The 15,119-nt window shown below is 67.1% G+C and carries 13 protein-coding genes; 8 read left to right on the top strand and 5 right to left on the bottom strand.

The window, feature by feature from the left end; genetic code table 11:
• Positions 1 to 36: 36 nt before the first annotated feature.
• From RH91_RS14380 to rsmA, 4 genes are all read left to right on the top strand, one after another.
• Complete coding sequence (locus tag RH91_RS14380) at positions 37 to 2,274, top strand: LPS-assembly protein LptD (RefSeq protein WP_010163570.1); 2,238 nt, start codon at positions 37 to 39, stop codon at positions 2,272 to 2,274.
• 98 nt (positions 2,275 to 2,372) lie between these two features.
• On the top strand, positions 2,373 to 3,791 hold the full coding sequence (locus RH91_RS14375) for a peptidylprolyl isomerase (protein ID WP_010163569.1): 1,419 nt from the start codon (positions 2,373 to 2,375) through the stop codon (positions 3,789 to 3,791).
• A complete protein-coding gene (pdxA, locus tag RH91_RS14370) occupies positions 3,769 to 4,803 on the top strand; it encodes a 4-hydroxythreonine-4-phosphate dehydrogenase PdxA (RefSeq protein ID WP_081469553.1) in 1,035 nt (344 codons plus the stop codon). Before RH91_RS14375 ends, pdxA begins: the two co-directional genes overlap by 23 nt.
• Positions 4,800 to 5,642 carry a 16S rRNA (adenine(1518)-N(6)/adenine(1519)-N(6))-dimethyltransferase RsmA gene (rsmA, locus tag RH91_RS14365; protein WP_010163567.1) on the top strand — a complete coding sequence of 281 codons (843 nt, stop codon included), beginning with the start codon at positions 4,800 to 4,802 and terminating at the stop codon, positions 5,640 to 5,642. Before pdxA ends, rsmA begins: the two co-directional genes overlap by 4 nt.
• A 65-nt stretch (positions 5,643 to 5,707) precedes the next feature.
• Here rsmA and RH91_RS14360 read toward each other — a convergent pair whose 3' ends face one another.
• From RH91_RS14360 to RH91_RS14340, 5 genes are all read right to left on the bottom strand, one after another.
• Positions 5,708 to 6,229 carry a tetratricopeptide repeat protein gene (locus RH91_RS14360; RefSeq protein ID WP_198283267.1) on the bottom strand — a complete coding sequence of 174 codons (522 nt, stop codon included), beginning with the start codon at positions 6,227 to 6,229 and terminating at the stop codon, positions 5,708 to 5,710.
• Positions 6,230 to 6,263: 34 nt separating this feature from the next.
• On the bottom strand, positions 6,264 to 7,436 hold the full coding sequence (locus tag RH91_RS14355; RefSeq protein ID WP_010163564.1) for an RsmB/NOP family class I SAM-dependent RNA methyltransferase: 1,173 nt from the start codon (positions 7,434 to 7,436) through the stop codon (positions 6,264 to 6,266).
• Between the two features lie 226 nt (positions 7,437 to 7,662).
• On the bottom strand, positions 7,663 to 9,120 hold the full coding sequence (gene guaB, locus RH91_RS14350; protein WP_010163562.1) for an IMP dehydrogenase: 1,458 nt from the start codon (positions 9,118 to 9,120) through the stop codon (positions 7,663 to 7,665).
• A 95-nt stretch (positions 9,121 to 9,215) separates the two neighbouring features.
• Complete coding sequence (locus RH91_RS14345; RefSeq protein ID WP_010163561.1) at positions 9,216 to 9,530, bottom strand: hypothetical protein; 315 nt, start codon at positions 9,528 to 9,530, stop codon at positions 9,216 to 9,218.
• A 127-nt stretch (positions 9,531 to 9,657) separates the two neighbouring features.
• Entirely contained in the window at positions 9,658 to 11,265 is a 1,608-nt protein-coding gene (locus tag RH91_RS14340; protein WP_010163560.1) for a phosphoenolpyruvate carboxykinase, read from the bottom strand.
• A gap of 222 nt (positions 11,266 to 11,487) precedes the next feature.
• Here RH91_RS14340 and RH91_RS14335 point away from each other — a divergent pair, with 222 nt between their 5' ends.
• From RH91_RS14335 to rapZ, 4 genes are read left to right on the top strand one after another with little or no spacing between them, the layout of a single operon-like run.
• The gene (locus RH91_RS14335; RefSeq protein WP_010163559.1) at positions 11,488 to 12,195 is read left to right on the top strand and encodes a response regulator transcription factor; all 708 of its coding nucleotides are present in this window, start codon (positions 11,488 to 11,490) and stop codon (positions 12,193 to 12,195) included.
• On the top strand, positions 12,164 to 13,759 hold the full coding sequence (locus RH91_RS14330; protein WP_010163558.1) for a sensor histidine kinase: 1,596 nt from the start codon (positions 12,164 to 12,166) through the stop codon (positions 13,757 to 13,759). Before RH91_RS14335 ends, RH91_RS14330 begins: the two co-directional genes overlap by 32 nt.
• Entirely contained in the window at positions 13,756 to 14,178 is a 423-nt protein-coding gene (locus tag RH91_RS14325; RefSeq protein WP_010163557.1) for an HPr kinase/phosphorylase, read from the top strand. Before RH91_RS14330 ends, RH91_RS14325 begins: the two co-directional genes overlap by 4 nt.
• Positions 14,175 to 15,116, top strand: a complete 942-nt coding sequence (rapZ, locus tag RH91_RS14320; protein WP_010163555.1) for an RNase adapter RapZ — start codon at positions 14,175 to 14,177, stop codon at positions 15,114 to 15,116. The genes RH91_RS14325 and rapZ overlap by 4 nt, the downstream gene beginning before the upstream one ends.
• The last annotated feature ends 3 nt before the right edge of the window (positions 15,117 to 15,119 follow it).

The following is a 15,119-nucleotide window of genomic DNA, read 5'->3' as shown; positions in this document are numbered from 1 at the left end:
CCGCCGGCCTCATCGCATTTGGGTGTTTGTTCCGACGTGAAGCGTGCCGTTCTCCTCGCCTCCTGCGCTGCGCCGCTCGCGCTGCTCGCTCATCCCGCCCTCGCGCAGGATCTGCAGACCCGCACCGTCGCGCCCCCGCCCCCGCCGACCACGCCGAGCGTCAATGACGATCAGGTGCAGTTCAACGCGGGGACGCTCGAATATGACATCAACAACGAGATCGTCACCGCGACCGGCGATGTCCGCATGTATCGCACCGGCGACCGGCTGCGCGCCGACAAGGTCGTGTGGAATCGCAAGACCGGCAAGGTCATGGCGACCGGCAACATCGCGATCGTCAATCCCGGCGGCGACACGGCCTATGGCGATTCGATCGAGCTGACCGACGCGCTCAAGGACGGCATGGTCGACAACATGCTGCTCGTGCTGGAAAAAGGCGGGCGACTGGCGGCGCGCAGAGGCACGCGCGCGCTCGACGAGACAATCACGCTCGACGAAGCGGCCTATACGCCGTGCGCGGTCACGACCTCGGCGAACTGCCCCAAGGAACCATCCTGGAAGATCACCGCGACCCGTGTGATCTACCGGCCCGAACGCGGGCGGATCTATTACAAGGGCGCGCGGATCGACCTGTTCGGGCTGCCGTCGCTCCCGCTCCCCGCTTTCTCCAACCCGATCGGCGGCGGAAATGACAGCGGGCTTCTCAGCCCCGACTTCCGCTATGGCCGCGTCAACGGTCTCGAATTCGCGCAACCCTATCACTTCGCGCTCTCGCCGAACCGCGGCCTGACGATCACGCCCCGCGTGTTCACCGACGTACTGCCGATGTTGCAGGCGGACTATCAGGCGCTCAACACGCTCGGGGCCTATCGCATCACCGGCTATGCGACCGCGAGCCCGCGCAGCAACAACCTGCTCGAGCCGACACCGCCGGGCACGCCCAATTCCTTCCGCGGCTATTTCGATGCGTCGGGCCGGTTCCAGCTTTCGCCCAACTGGAGCGTGAGCGGGTCGGTCCGGCTCGCGAGCGACCGCACCTTCCTGCGCCGCTACGACATTTCGCGCGACGACCGGCTGCGCACCACCGCGAGCCTCGAGCGGATCGACCAGAACAGCTATTTCGCGATCACCGGCTGGTACGTCCAGACGCTGCGTGTTGCCGACCAGCAGGGGCTTCAGCCGATCGCGTTGCCCGAGATTGACTATCGCAAGCGCATTCCCAACAGCTTCCTGGGCGGTACGTTCGAGTTTCAGGTCAACAGCCTCGCGATCACGCGCACCGCCGGACAGGACACGCAGCGCGCGTTCGGCAGCGCCCGCTGGGATTTGCGCAAGCTGACGCCGTGGGGGCAGGAAATCACCTTCACCGCCTTCGGCCGGGGGGACGTCTACAACACCAACGATGCGCTCGCGACGACGATCGCGTCATACCGTGGCGAGGACGGCTTCCACGGCCGGCTGATCGGCGCCTTCGCGGTCGACGTGAAATATCCGCTGATCGGCACGTTCCTGAGCGGCACGCAGCGCCTGATCCCGCGCTTCCAGATCGTCGCGTCGCCGCAGACCGGAACGATGGCGATCCCGAACGAGGATGCGCGGTCGGTCGATCTGGAGGATTCGAACCTCTTCGCGCTCAACCGTTTCCCCGGCTACGACCGGTTCGAGGATTCAGCGCGCTTCACCTATGGCCTCGACTGGCAGGTCGATTTGCCCGGCATCGCGTTCAGCACCAATGTCGGCCAGAGCTACCGCCTGAACAGTCGACCGACGCTGTTCCCCGATGGCACCGGATTGTCGCGTCGCCTTTCCGACATCGTCGGACGGACCGAACTGCGCTTCCGCGATTTCGTCTCTGTGATCCATCGCTACCGGCTCGACAAGGATGGCCTCGCCTTCCGCCGCAACGAGCTCGACGCGACGATCGGCTCGCGCAACACCTATCTCCTCGTCGGCTACCTGCGGCTCAACCGCAACATCGATCCGACGCTCGAGGATCTGCGCGATCGCGAGGAAGTCCGGCTTGGCGGACGCGTCCAGTTCGCACGCTTCTGGTCGGCGTTCGGCTCGACCGTGATCGACCTGACCGACCGCAACGAGGACCCGCTTTCGCTGGCGGACGGGTTCGACCCGATCCGGCACCGGCTGGGTGTCCAATATGAGGACGATTGCCTTCGCCTCGGTGTCACGTGGAAGCGCGATTACCAGAACACCGGCGATGCGCGCAGCGGCAACAGCTATCTGTTGACGCTGGCGTTCAAGAATTTGGGGCGCTAACGCTGGGCGTGAAGACTGTGGCCGCTAAGCCACGGTTCAGCCACATGGCTGCATTAGGGGCATGGCCGAAGTTGGGTCGTGCGGGATGGGATTGGGATTTGGTGACGACGACTAATGGCAAGACGGCGCGCACACTGCGCCGCTTCGGGTTCGGCACGATGCTGGTGGCGTCGCTGGCGATGGCGGGCGGCTCGATTGCGCAAACCACGCCCGATGCGCCACAGGACGGGGGCACGCCCGAAGCCTCGGCCAATCGCGGCGGCAACCTCGATCTGCCGAGCAACCCGCAGATCTTTGGCAAGATCGACCCCAACGTCCGCAAGCCCACCGCGATCGTCAACGGCACCGTCATCACCGGTACCGACGTCGATCAGCGCCTCGCCTTCCTGCTCGCCGCGCGCGACATGAAGCTGTCCGAGCAGGAAATGGGGCAATACCGCCTGCTCGTGATCCGCCAGCTGGTCGACGAGACGCTGCAGATCCAGGAAGCCAAGACCGCCGACGTCAAGATCTCGCTCGAGGAAGTCAACAAGAGCTACGATTCGATCGTCCGCAGCAATTTCGGCAAGTCCGCGCAGGAGATGCGCACCTATCTCCGCAGCGTGGGTTCGTCTGAGCGGTCGTTCAAGCGCCAGGTCGAGGCCGAGCTGTCGTGGAACCGCTACCTCCGCCGCAAGGTCGACATCAATGTCGGCGACGAAGAGGTCCAGGCAATCATCGACAAGCTGAAAAAACAGCAGGGCACGACCGAATATCACGTCCGCGAGATCTATCTCTCCGCAGGCGGGGACCGCGCGCAGGAAGTGTTCGCGCAGGAACAGCAGATCATGGGGTCGATCCAGAAGCGCGAGAAGGGCGACGACAGCTTCGGCTATTACGCCGGCGCTATGTCGGAAGCCTCGACCAAGTCGACCGGCGGCGATCTCGGCTGGCTCAACGAAAACCAGCTTGCCCAGCTACCCCCGGCGCTGGTGGAAGCGATCAAGACGATGCAGCCCGAGCATCTTGCCGGGCCGATCGAGGTGCCGGGCGGTTTCTCGATCATCTATCTGGTCGATACGCGCAAGGTCGGCGTCGCCGATCCGCTCGATGCGAAGCTGACGCTCAAGCAGCTCAGCGTGCGCTTCCCCGACGGGATCAGCAAGGCGCAGGCGGACGCACGCGTCACCGAATTCGCGAAGCTGTCGCAGACGATCCGCGGGTGCGGCGAGGTCGCCAAGGTCGCCTCGGCGCTCGGCGCGGAAGTCGTCGACAATGATTCGGTCCGGATCCGCGATCTCCCGCCTGCGCTTCGCGACATCATGGCGAAGCTGAGCGTCGGCGAATCGACCCCGCCGTTCGGCTCGCCCAAGGACGGCATTCGTTCGCTCGTCCTGTGCGGTCGAGACGAAGCCGGCGGCAGCACGGTTCCCGGTGTCGAACAGGTCCGCGGCCAGATGGAGAACGCGCGGGTCAACCTGCGGGCGAACCAGCTGTTGCGCGATCTTCGCCGCGATGCGATCATCGAATATCGCTAATCCCGTCGCCTCGTCGCCGCTGGCCCCGATCGTCATCTCGATGGGCGATCCCGCCGGGATCGGGCCCGAGATCCTGGCGAAGGCATGGGCGCGTCGGGACGAAGCGGGCTTGCCGCCGTTCTTCGCCACCGGCGACGCCCGCGCCATTTCGGCGATCTGGGATGGCCCGGTCCAGCCGATCACGCACCCCGATGCAGCGCGGGGCGTGTTCGAGCACGCCTTGCCGATCCTGACGGTCGAGGATGGCGGCGAGATCGTTCCCGGAACACCGGACGTGGAAGGCGCGCGCTGCGCCTTGCGCGCGCTAGAGCTCGCGGCGGGACTGGTCCGCTCGGGCGCAGCCCGCGCGCTGGTGACCGCGCCCGTCTCCAAGTCGCAGCTCTATAACATCGGCTTCACCTACCCCGGCCAGACCGAGTTCGTCGCCGAACGCTGCGGGATCGCAGGCGAAAATGCGGTGATGATGCTCGCCGCGCCCGATCTGCGGGTCGTGCCGATCACGACGCACGTCCCGCTGGCCGAGGTCAGCGCGTTGCTGTCGATCGAGCTGCTCGTCGCAAAGGGCCGTGCCACCGCACGTGGCCTGACCCGCAATTTCGGGATCGTCGCGCCGCGGATCTGTTTTGCCGGGTTCAACCCGCACGCGGGCGAGAGCGGTGCGATCGGGCGTGAGGAGATCGACATCATCGCCCCCGCGGTCGCCCTGCTGTGCGAGGAAGGGATTGCCGCGACCGGCCCGTTTGCCGCCGATACGCTGTTCCACGCGCGCGCACGCCTGAAATATGATGCGGTGCTGTGCTGTTACCACGATCAGGCGCTGATCCCGATCAAGACGCTGTACTTCGACGATGGCGTCAACATCACGCTTGGCTTGCCGATCGTGCGAACTTCGCCCGATCATGGCACTGCATTCGACATCGCGGGTCGGAACATCGCCAACCCGGGCGCAATGATCGCGGCGATCCGGATGGCGGGTGACGCCGCCGAACGCCGCGCCGCCGCCGACGCGTGACGACTCCGAAAGCGCCGACTGCGCGCCCCGAACTGCCGCCGCTACGCGACGTCATCGCGCGTCATGGCCTCGCCGCGAGCAAGGCGCTGGGGCAGAATTTCCTCCTCGACGCGCAATTGCTCGCGCGGATCGCGCGAATTCCGGGTGACCTCACCGACGCCGAAGTGCTCGAGATCGGCCCCGGTCCCGGCGGCCTGACGCGCGCGCTGCTCGCGGCGGGGGCGCGCGTCACCGCGATCGAGCGTGACCACCGGTGCATCCCCGCGCTCGCCGAGCTGGGCGAGGCCTATCCCGGCAAGCTTACCGTCATCGAAGGCGACGCGCTTGAGATCGACGCGGTGCCGCTGTTCGCGGGCAAGCCGCATATCGCCTCGAACCTCCCGTATAACATCGGGACCGCGTTGCTCGTCCGCTGGCTGTCGGCGGACTGGGCACCGTGGTGGCAGGGCCTGACGCTGATGTTCCAGCGCGAAGTTGCGGACCGGATCGTCGCGCGGACCGACGATGACGCCTATGGACGACTCGCGGTGCTGGCGCAGTGGCGGAGCAAGGCGACGCTGGCGATGCCGGTCCACCGCTCGGCGTTCACCCCGCCGCCCAAGGTAATGTCGGCGGTGGTGCATATCGTGCCCGAAGCGGCACCCGAGGACGTGCGCTTCGCGACTTTGGAACGGCTCACGGGCGCTGCGTTCGGGCAGCGGCGCAAGATGCTGCGGCAGAGCCTGAAGGGCGTGCCGGGTGCGCTCGATGCGCTTGACGTAGTCGGCATCGATCCGACGCGCCGTGCCGAGACGGTCAGCGTCGCAGAGTTCGTCGCGGTTGCCCGCGCGCTGGGATAGAGCGTCCGTCAGGCGATAAGCACGCTGCCGACACCAGCATCGCGGACGAGCCGCCCAACAAACCGTCAGTTTTTCGCCGTCGGGATCCCGGCGGGTGGTGGCACGACCGTCGCTGCCGACGCCGTTACGACTGGCGGCCCCTTGGCGATCGACGCGGTCAGCGCGGCGATCTCGGGGCAGGCACGCTTCGCGCAGACGGTGCGGATCTTGGCGAGGTTCTCCTTCGCGCGCAGGACCGCGCCGCGGGCGACCAGCGCCTCACCCTGCCCGCGCAATGCGACGATATCGTTCGAATCGAGCGACAGCGCCTCACGATAGAGACGGATTGCCTTGCCGGGGAGTGCCCGCGACTGCGCGACCTGACCCAGCGCCGTGAACGCATCCCGGTTGCGGGGGTCGATCGCGACGGCGCTTTCGAGCAGGTCGGTCGCCGCATCCAGGTTGCCCGCCGCCTGCAGCGCACGCCCCTTCGCCAGCAGCGCGAGCGACCGCGCGTCGATCGCGTCCTCGGCACGCTGCCCCTGAACGGCGGTGCCAATCGTCACCAGCGTCAGCGCAGCTGCGACGGCGAACGAGGTATAGCGCATGAGATACTCCAGCTTCGGCACGCTCACAGGGGTATCACCCCCGCGTCAGTCGTGCGACAAAAAATCCATCGGTGGCGTCATGTGCCGGGGTAAGGCGAACCCCTGCCCCATGGCTGCGCCCGGCGGGCAGATCGATCCGCTCGGCATGCCAGCCCGCATGGTCTGCGAGAAACGTCGCGACCTGCCCCGCACCTTCTTCGTCGAGCAACGAACAGACGATATAGACCATCGCCCCGCCCGGCCGCACCAGGTCCGCACCGATCGCGAGCACATGCTGCTGCGTCGCGACCAGCCGGTCGAGCCGCTCCGGGCTCAGTCGCCACCGCGCCTCGGGGTTGCGGCGCCACGTCCCCGTGCCCGAGCAGGGCGCGTCGATCAGCACGCAATCCGCGCTGCCGCCCCAGTCAGCGAGCATCTCCGCCTCGCGCCCGGGGTTGAGCAGCCGCGTCTCGACCGTCGTCACTCCGGCGCGCTCGGCACGCGGCGCGAGCCGTGACAGCCGATTGCGATCGGTATCGGTCGCGAGAATCGCGCCCTCGTCCCCCATCGACGCTGCGAGCGCGAGCGTCTTGCCCCCCGCCCCCGCGCACAGATCGACGATCCGCTGCCCGGGCTTCGCCTTCGCGGCGAGCGTGACGATCTGGCTCCCGGCGTCCTGCACCTCAAGTGCGCCGTCGGGCATTCCCTCGATTCGCTCGACATCCATGCCGCCGGGGAGGCGCAGGCCATCGGCCAGACCGGCGATCGGCTCGGCGCCTTCGATCGCGACGGTCGCCGCCTTGCTGCGATTGATCCGAACGTCCAGCGGCGCACGCTCGATCAGCGCGGGGAATTCCGCGTCATCGAGGCCGGAGCCGCGCAGCCGCTCGAGCAGCCAGTTGGGCGCGACGCCGGGCCATGCCTTGCTTTCGCTGTCCCCAAGCTTCGCTGGACCGTGGCCGACGCCGTCGAAGGTCGCCGCGAGCGCCGGATTTTCGGCCGCCAGCGCGAGCATCGCGGCACGGCCCGAGCGCGGCCGTTCGCCAAGCGTGCGGATCGCGGCATAAACCAGTTCGCGTACCGCGCGCCGGTCCTTGCTTCCGGCATACCGCCGGTTCGCGAAATAGCGCGCGACGATCGTGTCCGCCGCCGCGCCGGAATCGCGCGCCGCCACGATGATCTCGTCGAGCAGCTCGATGGCGGCCTGGGTTCTTGCAGCGGGGGTCATTGGCGATCTTTCCGGGGGCAGTCTTGTGTCGAAGGGGGGCCATAGCCTGTTTAGGACTCAATCACCTAAAGCACCCTCCGCCTCCACGCCCTTCCCCGGCGGAGGCCGGGGCCCAGTAGCGCAGGTTTTGCCAAGCTGAGGCGGCGCCCGGTAACCATCCGCTACTCTACTGGGCCCCGGCCTTCGCCGGGGAAAGTTAGAAGGTGAGAAGGTCGGAAAGCGCCCCTTACCGCGTCGGGTAGTTGGGGGCCTCGCGCGTAATATCCACGTCGTGCACATGGCTTTCCTTCAAGCCCGCACCCGTGATCTGCACGAAACGCGCGCGCTCCTGCAGCGCGGTGATGCTCGACGAGCCGGTGTAGCCCATCGCCGCGCGAATGCCGCCGACGAGCTGATGGATGACGTCCCGCGCCGGACCCTTGAACGCGACCTGGCCCTCGATCCCTTCGGGAACGAGCTTCATCTGATCCTTGATATCGCCCTGGAAATAGCGATCCGCCGAGCCGCGGCCCATCGCGCCGACCGAGCCCATGCCGCGATACGACTTGTACGCGCGACCCTGGAACAGGAAGGTATCGCCGGGGGCTTCCTCGGTGCCGGCGAGCAGCGACCCGATCATGCAGGCCGAAGCGCCCGCCGCGAGTGCCTTGGCGAGATCGCCCGAAGTGCGCAGGCCACCGTCCGCAATGACCGGCACGCCCGCCTTCTGGCCGACTTCGGCGCAATCCATCACGGCGGTCAGCTGCGGCACGCCGACGCCCGCGACGACGCGCGTGGTGCAGATCGAGCCCGGGCCGATCCCGACCTTGATCCCGTCCGCGCCCGCATCGATCAAAGCGCGCGTGGCTTCTGCGGTTGCGACGTTGCCCGCGATGACCTGGACCGAATTGCTGAGCTTCTTGACCCGCTCGACCGCGCGCGCGACGTCGCGGTTATGGCCGTGCGCGGTGTCGATCACGACGAGGTCGAGCTCGGCATCGACCAGCGCTGCGGTCCGGTCGAACCCCTTGTCACCGACCGTCGTCGCCGCCGCGACGCGGAGCCGCCCGGCGGCGTCCTTGGTCGCGTTCGGATACGTGACCGCCTTTTCGATGTCCTTGACCGTGATCAGGCCGATGCAGCGATACGCTTCGTCGACGACGAGCAGTTTCTCGATGCGGCGCTGGTGGAGCAGGCGACGCGCCTCCTCCTGCGTGACGCCCGGCGAGACGGTCGCGAGATTTTCGTGCGTCATCAGCTCGGAGACCGGCTGGCGCGGGTTCTCGGCGAAGCGGACGTCACGGTTGGTGAGGATGCCGACGAGCACGCCGTCCGCGCGGACCACCGGGATGCCGCTGATCCGGTGATGCTTCATCAACGCCTGCGCGTCGGCGAGCGTCGCGTGCGGTTCGATCGTGATCGGGTTGACGACCATGCCGCTTTCGAACCGCTTGACCGCGCGGACGGCGGCGACCTGTTCATCGACTTCCATGTTGCGGTGAAGAACGCCGATCCCGCCCAGCTGCGCCATCACGATCGCCATGTCGGCTTCGGTCACGGTGTCCATCGCGGACGAGAGGATCGGAATGTCGAGCGAGATGCCGCGCGTCACGCGGGTCGCGGTGTTGGTCTGGCTCGGGACGATGTCCGATTCAGCGGGCACCAAGAGGACATCGTCGAAAGTGAGTCCGAGGCGAATGTCCATGGGTGCCGGTCCTGCGCGGGGGGAGAAAAGCGAGTCGTGGCGGTCCATGTAACCGCCGACCCCGCAAAGCGCCAGACCGCAGCCTGAATTCCCCTTCAGCGCTTGGCGAAGAACCCCGAGGCGAGCGTGCCGAGTTGCCCGAGCACCCCGCCCTGCTCCCCCAGCAGCCCGGCGAATTTGGCGAGCGCGCCCTCGCCGCCGATCTGCGCGATGATCTGCTGCCGCGTCTCGGCCGAGAACCCCGTGCTGGCGGCGGCAGTGCCGACGGTATCCCCCGGGGCGGCATGCGCCTGGCCCAGCGCCTGGATCGCCTGCTCGACCTGTTCCGGGGAGAGGCCGACCTTCGCCGCGAGGTTCTTGACGTCCACGTTCTGCGAAACCTGGCCGAGCAAATCGTCGAGCATTGCCATGCCGTTGGTCCTCCATCTACAGTCGTCATGCCGGGGTCGTCCCGGCATCAACGGTGGCGCGCATCCTGCGCCACCGAATGTGGCGCAAGGGGGACCCCGGGACAAGCCCACGGTCACCCATCGCGGTTCAGGCCGGAGCGTGGACCTTCGGTGCGGACTGCCGAACGCCTTCGTCGACATGCTCCGCGAACTGCGCGAAGTTTTCGACGAACAGATCGACGAGCCGGGCCGCCGTCGCGTCATACGCCTCCTTGTCCGCCCAGGTCGCGCGCGGATCGAGGATCGCGCTGTCGACCCCCGGCACCGCGACCGGAACCTTGAACCCGAAGTTCGGATCGGTGCGGAACTCGGCGTCGTTCAGCGACCCGTCGAGCGCCGCATTGAGCAGCGCGCGCGTCGCCTTGATCGGCATGCGGTTGCCGACGCCGTATTTGCCGCCGGTCCAGCCGGTGTTGACCAGCCAGCAATCGACCCCGCCCTTGGCGATCCGCTCCTTCAGCAGATTGCCGTAAACCGACGGATGCCGCGCCATGAACGGCGCTCCGAAACAGGTCGAGAAGGTCGCGTCCGGCTCGGTCACGCCGATCTCGGTACCGGCGACACGCGCGGTATAGCCCGAGAGGAAGTGGTACATCGCCTGTTCCGGCGTCAACTTCGCGATCGGCGGCAGGATGCCGTAGGCGTCCGCGGTCAGCATCACGATGTTGCGCGGGACCGGGCCCATGTTGTTCTCGGACGCATTGGGGATGAAGTCGATCGGATAGGCCCCGCGGCTGTTCTCGGCGAGGCTAGCGTCGTCGAGGTCGAGCTGGCGCGTCACCGGGTCCATCACGACGTTCTCGAGGATCGTCCCGAACCGCTTGGTCGTCGCGAAGATCTCGGGCTCCGCATCGGCGGAAAGCCGGATCATCTTGGCGTAGCAGCCGCCCTCGAAATTGAAGACCGCGGTGTCCGACCAGCCATGCTCGTCATCGCCGATCAGCGTCCGGCTCGCGTCCGCGCTCAGCGTTGTCTTGCCGGTCCCCGACAGGCCGAAGAACACCGCGGTGTCGCCGTCCGGCCCCATGTTGGCCGAGCAATGCATCGGCATCACGCCCGTCGGCGGGAGGAGATAGTTGAGCAGGCTGAACACCGACTTCTTCATTTCGCCGGCATAGCGCGTGCCGCCGATCAGGATCAGCTTCTCGGTGAAGTTGACCGCGATCACGGTCTCGCTGCGGCAGCCGTGGCGCGCTGGATCGGCGCGGAAGCTCGGCAAGTCGATGATTGTATAGTCCGGCACGAAGTCGCGCAGTTCCGATTCCGCCGGGCGAACCAGCATCGTGCGGATGAAGCTGTTGTGCCACGCCAGCTCGTTGACGACCCGCACCTTCACGCGGTGCTCGGGCTGCGATCCGCCAAAAAGATCCTGGACGAACAGGTCTTCCTTGTGGCGCAGCGCAGCGAGGAAATCGGTCTTGAGCGCGGCGAAATGCTCAGGGCTCATCGCCTTGTTGCTCTTGCCCCACCAGACGGTCGATTCGGTTTCGGCATCGCGCACGATGAACTTGTCCTGCGCCGAACGGCCCGTATGCGCGCCGGTTTCCACAACGAGCGGACCGTCGGCGGACAATTTGCCCTCGCCGCGCGAGATGGCGGCCTGGATCAGGCGCGCGGTAACGAGGTTCCAGTGAAGGCTCGCGCGGGTCTCAATGCCCTGCGTGTCGAGCCCCGAAGTCGGGATGCGATCGCTCACGGTATTACTCTCCTACTGTGCCGACCATCGAGGGCCTGCATACGTATGTTTTGGGTGATGCCGCGCATATCGTCGCTACCGGTTCCGGTCAAACCGCAGGTCCGTAACGACCGACCGATGCCGGGACAGTCCGTTCAGCTTCCATTGAGGCCGGAGGCGTAATGGATTAGGCCCAACCCTTTCCGGCGCCCCGCGCATCAACGACATGAGGCCCCACCGCCGATGACGGCAACGATTGCCCTGGTCGATGACGACCGCAACATCCTGACGTCGGTGTCGATCACGCTGCAGGCCGAGGGGTTCGTAACCCGGCTCTATTCGGATGGCGAAACCGCGCTCAAGGCGCTCGTCGACAACCCGCCCGACATTGCGATCCTCGACATCAAGATGCCGCGAATGGACGGACTCGAGCTGCTCCGCCGACTGCGCGAGAAGAGCATGGTCCCGGTCATTTTCCTGACCTCGAAGGACGACGAGCTCGACGAGGCGCTCGGGCTTGCGATGGGCGCGGACGACTATATCGCCAAGCCCTTCTCGCAACGTCTGCTGATCGCGCGGATCCGCGCGATCCTGCGACGCGCAGAAGTGTCGCAGGGTGGCCCCGGCGCGGAAGAACCCGCCGCCGAGACCAATCTGGTGCGGGGCCGGCTCGCGATGGATACCGCCCGCCACCGTGTGACGTGGGACGGCGCGGCGATCACGCTGACGGTCACCGAATTCCTTATCCTCGAAACGCTCGCGCAGCGCCCGGGGATCGTCAAGACGCGCAACCAGCTGATGGACGCGGCGTATCACGACGACATCTATGTCGACGATCGCACGATCGACAGCCACATCAAGCGCGTCCGCCGCAAGTTCCGGCAGGCCGACCCTACCTTCGACGCGATCGAGACTCTCTATGGAGCGGGTTATCGATTCTCCGAGGAATGACGAGCCGGCGCGCGAGGACGATGTCCGCGCGCTGTCGCTCCGCTGGTCGGCGCGGGTTTCGCTCACGCCGCGAATCCTGTTCGTCAACGTCTTCGCGCTGGCGATGCTGGCGGGCGGGTTCTTCTATCTCGATTCGTACCGCAGCCGGATCGTCGACGGGCGGGTCACCCAGTCGATCCGCGAGGCCCGGCTGATAGCGGAAGCGATCGTCGCAGTCCCCGAGAACCAACGCGCCGACCTCGCGCTCAAGCTCGCGCGCGACATGGGCGCGCGAGTCCGCATCTACGACAGCGCGGCGCGACCGGTGATCGACACGCGCGCGCTCGGGCTGCGCAACTTCGTGTTGCAGGATCCCGACAAGCAGGACTGGAGCCAGGCGTCCGCGCGGTTCCTCGACGCGGTGATCGATACCGTGGTCGGCACGCCGCGCGCGCCGCTCTACCGCGAGCATCGCAACGGACTCGATTGGCCCGACGTCCGGACGGCGCGCGACACACCCACCGTCGCCGCGACGGTCTGGCGCGCGCCCGACCGGACCCCGGTGATTACCGCTGCGGCCCCGCTGCCGCGCGGCGGCGTGGTGATGACGACCAACAACGCGCAGGACATCACGCAGACGGTGCGGGTCGAACGCTTCCGGCTCAGCGTCGTGCTGATGATCGTCGCGGTCGTGTCGGTGCTGTTGTCGCTGTTTCTGGCGCGAACGATCGTGCGGCCGCTGCGGCGGCTTGCACGGGCGGCGGTGCGCGTGCGGCTGGGGCGTGCGCGCGAGGTCGTCGTGCCGCGCCTGCCCGAGCGGCGCGACGAGATCGGCATGCTCGCGCGCGCCCTGTCCGACATGAGTCTCGCGCTGCGTGCGCGGATCGATGCGATCGAAGCCTTCGCCGCCGATGTGACGCATGAGATGAAGAACCCGCTCGCGTCGCTGCGTTCGGCGGTCGAGGGAATGGCGCTGGTCAAGGACCCGGAATTGCAGGAACGCTTGCTCGGGATCGTCCGCGACGATGTCCACCGGCTCGACCGGCTGATCACCGACATCGCCGAAGCGTCGCGACTCGACGCGCAATTGAGCCGCGCGAAATTCGAGGAGGTCGATTTGCACGCGATGCTCGCCGCGCTGATCGCGGGCCGCGAAGCGCGCGGGGTTGAGCGCGGGGTCCGGCTGCGGCTCGATCTGCATGATCCGATGCTGGCGGGGTTCGTCGTGCTCGGCGAGGGTGCGCGGCTTGAACGCGTGTTCGACAATCTGATCGACAATGCGGTGTCCTTCTCGCCCGACAATGGCCTGATCGCGATCACCGCCGACCGCGACCCCGAGGCGGTGGTGCTCGATTTCGAGGACGAAGGTCCGGGTGTACCCGCCGACGCGCGCGAGCAGGTGTTCCGTCGGTTCCAGTCGCTGCGTCCCGAGGGCGAGGCGTTCGGCAAGCATTCGGGGCTTGGCCTCGCGATCGCGCGGACGATCGTCGAGGCGCATCAGGGCGAGATCACCGCCGAGGCGCGGCACGCAGGGCTTGGCGGCGCGCGCTTCGTCGTGCGGCTCCCGATCGGCGAAGCGCGATGACCCCGCTGCTGCTCCATGCGACGACGGTCGCGATCCAGGGTGCCGCGGTCCTGCTGCGCGGGCCGTCGGGCTCGGGCAAGTCCGATCTCGCGCTGCGGCTGATCGACCGCGGCGCGACTCTGGTCAGCGATGATTACACGCTGCTGACCGTGCAGGACGGGCGTTTGCTGGCCAGCGCCCCGGCGACGATCGCGGGCAAGATCGAGGTTCGCGGGCTCGGGATCGTCGCGGTCGAACCGGCCGGAGATGCCCCGGTCGCACTGGTCGTCCGGCTCGACCAGTCGATGGAACGGATGCCGCCCGAAGTGCGTAGTCTCTATAATGGCGTATCGATCGTCGAGGTCGCGATCGACCCGTTCGAGCTTTCCGCGCCGATCAAGGTGGAATTGGCGCTGCGGCACGCTAGAGAGGCGTCATGACGCACGATCCAAAGGAAATCCTGCTCGTCACCGGCATGTCCGGCGCGGGCAAGTCGACCGTGCTCCGCACGCTCGAGGATCTTGGCTGGGAAGTGGTCGACAACCTGCCGCTGCTGCTGCTCGACCGGTTGCTCAGCGCGCCGTTGCCCGAGGGATTCGATCGGTCCGCGCGACCGCTCGCGCTCGGGATCGGGACGCGGACGCGCGACTTCGATTCGGATCGGATCGTCGACCGGATCAAGCACCTTCGACAGACCTATGGCCATGACATCGGCACCCTGTTCCTCGATTGCGCCGGTGGCGAGCTGGAACGCCGCTATTCCGAGACCCGCCGCCGCCACCCGATTGCGCTCGATCGGCCCGCCGCCGACGGGATTGCGCGTGAGCGCGAATTGCTCGCGCCGCTGCGGCAATGGGCGAACCGGCTGATCGACACGACCGACCTGACCGCCAACCAGCTCGCGCAACAGGTTCGCGACACCTTCTCGCGCGATCATCAGGACGGGCCGACGCTATCGGTGATGTCGTTCGGGTTCGCGCGCGGCGTGCCACGCAACGCCGATCTCGTGTTCGACATGCGGTTCCTGCGCAATCCGCACTGGGTGCCTGCCTTGCGTCCCGGAACGGGACTCGATGCCGACGTCTCCGCCTATGTCGCGGAGGACCCTGCCTATGCCGAGGCGGTCGGGCGGATCGAGGATCTGCTGCTCCTGTTGCTTCCGCGCTATCGTGCTGAAGGCAAATCCTATTTGACGGTCGCGTTCGGCTGTACCGGCGGAAGGCACCGCTCGGTCCACGTGACGGAACGCGTTGCGGGCCGGTTGCGCGACGCCGGATTTTCGCCCACGGTCGCGCACCGCGATCTCGCCGCCGCCCCGCAAGACTCGCTCGAAGGGGTGCCCGACGATCAACATCAGGACGGGACGAATTCGGCGTGAAAT

Origin of the sequence: Sphingomonas sp. PAMC 26617 (assembly GCF_000242835.1) — a bacterium.
In the GTDB taxonomy this organism is placed as follows: Bacteria; Pseudomonadota; Alphaproteobacteria; order Sphingomonadales; family Sphingomonadaceae; genus Sphingomonas.
Note: the sequence above shows the minus strand (reverse complement) of the source record. Positions and strands in the feature narration are given on the sequence as shown.

Excerpts from the sequence above, each read along its gene's own strand:
- pdxA (WP_081469553.1), top strand. The coding sequence starts at position 3,769 with ATGCGATCATCGAATATCGCTAATCCCGTCGCCTCGTCGCCGCTGGCC.
- RH91_RS14355 (WP_010163564.1), bottom strand. The coding sequence starts at position 7,436 with ATGACCCCCGCTGCAAGAACCCAGGCCGCCATCGAGCTGCTCGACGAG.
- rapZ (WP_010163555.1), top strand. The coding sequence starts at position 14,175 with ATGACGCACGATCCAAAGGAAATCCTGCTCGTCACCGGCATGTCCGGC.
- RH91_RS14360 (WP_198283267.1), bottom strand. The coding sequence starts at position 6,229 with ATGCGCTATACCTCGTTCGCCGTCGCAGCTGCGCTGACGCTGGTGACG.
- RH91_RS14325 (WP_010163557.1), top strand. The coding sequence starts at position 13,756 with ATGACCCCGCTGCTGCTCCATGCGACGACGGTCGCGATCCAGGGTGCC.
- RH91_RS14335 (WP_010163559.1), top strand. The coding sequence starts at position 11,488 with ATGACGGCAACGATTGCCCTGGTCGATGACGACCGCAACATCCTGACG.
- RH91_RS14330 (WP_010163558.1), top strand. The coding sequence starts at position 12,164 with ATGGAGCGGGTTATCGATTCTCCGAGGAATGACGAGCCGGCGCGCGAG.
- RH91_RS14345 (WP_010163561.1), bottom strand. The coding sequence starts at position 9,530 with ATGGCAATGCTCGACGATTTGCTCGGCCAGGTTTCGCAGAACGTGGAC.
- guaB (WP_010163562.1), bottom strand. The coding sequence starts at position 9,120 with ATGGACATTCGCCTCGGACTCACTTTCGACGATGTCCTCTTGGTGCCC.